This window comes from Marinobacter segnicrescens (genome assembly GCF_900111555.1).
Lineage (GTDB): Bacteria > Pseudomonadota > Gammaproteobacteria > Pseudomonadales > Oleiphilaceae > Marinobacter > Marinobacter segnicrescens.
The window spans coordinates 1-2,572 of sequence record NZ_FOHZ01000033.1 but is presented as its reverse complement, the minus strand read 5'-3'; the positions used below and the strand labels follow the sequence as shown (position 1 = coordinate 2,572).

Sequence of the window (2,572 nt, the reverse complement as noted above, 5' to 3'; positions counted from 1 at the left end):
GATGCTCTGGCCCGTCTCGACAAGTATGCTGTGCTCATCATCGATGACCTGGGCTACGTTCGGAAAACCGAGCAGGAAAGCACTGTGTTGTTCGAGCTGATCGCCCATCGCTACGAGCGCCACAGCCTGATCATCACTTCCAATCAGGACTTCGAGCACTGGGACAAGCTGTTTGAGGACACCATCATGACCGTCGCCGCCATCGACCGACTGGTCCATCACGCCACCATCCTTCAATGCACGGGGGAAAGCTACCGGAGAAAAGCCTCACTCAAGAAGCAGACAACATAGGTTCACCGTCAACCGGCCAACTTAATCGACGCTGGACCGGCCAAGATAGTTGACGCCGTACAGAGCCAAATCGTTAGCTGCGAGGCCTATCCTTTGCCGAACACCTCCTTGAGTACTGAGTGGGCTTGGAACTCAGTGGCGATTTGCAAAGGCGTCACCCATTTTCCTGAATTTTGATCAAGGTACGTCTTCTCAAGGATTCCACCGGCGCTGACCATTCTGTTTACTAGGTCTAGTTCATCACTTTCAATTGCAAGCATAAGGGGGGTATAGCCTGGAATGGGGTAATTCTGTTCTGCGTTGGTGTCTGCTCCCTGCTCGATGAGCAGTCCGGCCATAGCCCGCAAAACATCCAGGTCAAACGACTTTCGCTCTGTTTCAACCAGAACTTTTCCGGCCGCTTGGTGGATGCTGTTATACCTAGGGTTGGAGGCGACTCGTTCCAAATACTGCCGCTGGGCTTCGAGGGTCATACCAAGACTCCCTGAGGTATATCGCCGGATGCTTTCAAGTAGCACCTGATCTTGGGGAACCTGTGTTATCTGTTTTAAGACCTCACTCTTGCCCTTTACCAATCCAATTTTTTGAATGCAGTAGTACAGGGGTGTGCTCAGCTCGATGCCGGCTCTGGAATCTGGCGCGCAACCCATATCAAGTAATTTTCGCAGCACATCGAGCCTGTTGGTATTGATAGCGGCTGTTAGCAGGGATAGGCGCTTCTTCTGCGTAGTCGCATTCAAAACTTCTGGCTCGTGTGGCTTTGCACTCAGCAAAGTGAAAAACGAATCATCACCTGGCTTTTGGTTCGGGGTAGTGACATCCAGGGTAATCTCCCCGAAAAACAGCGGTAGTCAAAAGTAGAATTTTCCGTAAGCTACACGCAGGGAGATTCTGCATGAAGAAATCACGTTTTTCCGACAGCCAGATCCTGTCGATCCTGAAGCAAGCCGAGAATGGCGTCCCGGTTCCGGAGTTGTGCCGTGAGCACGGCATGAGTAGTGCAACCTTTTACAAGTGGCGCGCTAAGTTCGGTGGCATGGACGCTTCCATGATGGCCCGGTTGAAGGAGCTGGAGGATGAGAACCGCCGGCTCAAGAAGATGTACGCCGAGGAACGGCTCAAGTCGGACATCCTCAAGGAAGCCATCGAAAAAAAGTGGTGAAGCCGTCTCGTCGCCGTGAGATGGCGCAGAAAGCCGTCGGTGAGAAGGGCGTCAGTATTCGCCTGGCGTGTTGGATGTTCAGTATCAGCGAGACCTGTTACCGCTACCAGGCCAAGCTCAGCAGCGAAAATGCTGAGATCGCGGACTGGCTAATCCGGTTAACCCACAACCAGCGGAATTGGGGCTTCGGTCTGTGCTTCCTGCATCTGCGTAATGTGAAAGGCTTTACCTGGAACCATAAGCGGGTATACCGGATTTACCGGGAGCTGGAGCTGAATTTGCGCATCAAGCCCAAGAAGCGTCTGGTTCGTCAAAAGCCGGAGCCCTTGGCCGTGCCGGAAACGATTAACGACAGCTGGTCCATGGACTTTATGCATGACCAACTTAGTGACAGCCGCAGTTATCGGTTACTGAACGTCATCGACGATTTTAATCGAGAGGGGCTGGGCATTGAGGTCGACTTCTCGTTGCCGGCAGAGCGTGTGATCCGCGCACTGGAGCAAATCATCGAATGGCGAGGCAAACCACGCTCTATTCGCTGTGACAATGGCCCGGAGTACATCAGTGGCAAGCTGGCGACCTGGGCCGAAACCCAGGGCATCCAACTGGTGTTTATCCAGCCCGGCAAGCCCCAGCAGAACGCCTACATCGAACGCTACAACCGAACGGTACGGTATGACTGGCTGGCTCACTATCTGTTCGACAGCACCGACGAAGTCCAGGATTACGCCACCCGCTGGCTATGGCACTACAATCACGAACGGCCCAACATGGGACTTGGAGGGATTACCCCTCAACAGAAGTTGGCCATGATGGCCTGAGGTCTACTTTTGAACCCCGCTAAAAATGGGGGGATTACCGAGCCAGCGCGCTTCATGCCAGCTCTGGCAGTAGGAGAGCGAGCCTGAGGGGGCAACCTTTTGCAAAAAGATCTTAAAATGCGTGAGTAGCTGTTGGTGACCTGCCCCCAACTTTCTAATCCATTCTGATCTTAGTAATGTTCATCACCAGAGAGGACGATGAGCATGAAGAAGCGATTCACCGAAGAACAGATCATTCCCATTCTGAAGGAAGCCGAGGCTGGCCTGCCGGTCAAAGAGCTGTGTCGCAAGTACAACA

4 protein-coding genes are annotated in these 2,572 nt (G+C 53.2%); 3 read left to right on the top strand and 1 reads right to left on the bottom strand.

Annotated elements, in window-relative coordinates; translation table 11 throughout:
• A partial coding sequence (locus BM036_RS17745) for an ATP-binding protein (RefSeq protein WP_177186100.1) occupies window positions 1-291 on the top strand: 291 nt, incomplete at its 5' end.
• Between the two features lie 86 nt (window positions 292-377).
• Here the strand turns inward: BM036_RS17745 and BM036_RS17740 are convergent.
• A complete protein-coding gene (locus BM036_RS17740) occupies window positions 378-1,031 on the bottom strand; it encodes an ankyrin repeat domain-containing protein (RefSeq protein WP_091854789.1) in 654 nt (217 codons plus the stop codon).
• A gap of 155 nt (window positions 1,032-1,186) precedes the next feature.
• Between BM036_RS17740 and BM036_RS17735 the strand changes: the two genes are divergently transcribed.
• Both BM036_RS17735 and BM036_RS17730 read left to right on the top strand, forming a co-directional pair.
• Window positions 1,187-2,274, top strand: a protein-coding gene (locus BM036_RS17735; protein WP_091854787.1) for an IS3 family transposase whose coding sequence is annotated in 2 segments (ribosomal slippage) — window positions 1,187-1,439 and window positions 1,439-2,274 — 1,089 coding nt in all. Because the reading frame shifts where the segments join, the coding sequence is not laid out codon by codon here.
• Between the two features lie 204 nt (window positions 2,275-2,478).
• On the top strand, window positions 2,479-2,572 hold a 94-nt coding region (locus BM036_RS17730; protein ID WP_143066646.1), incomplete at its 3' end, for a transposase.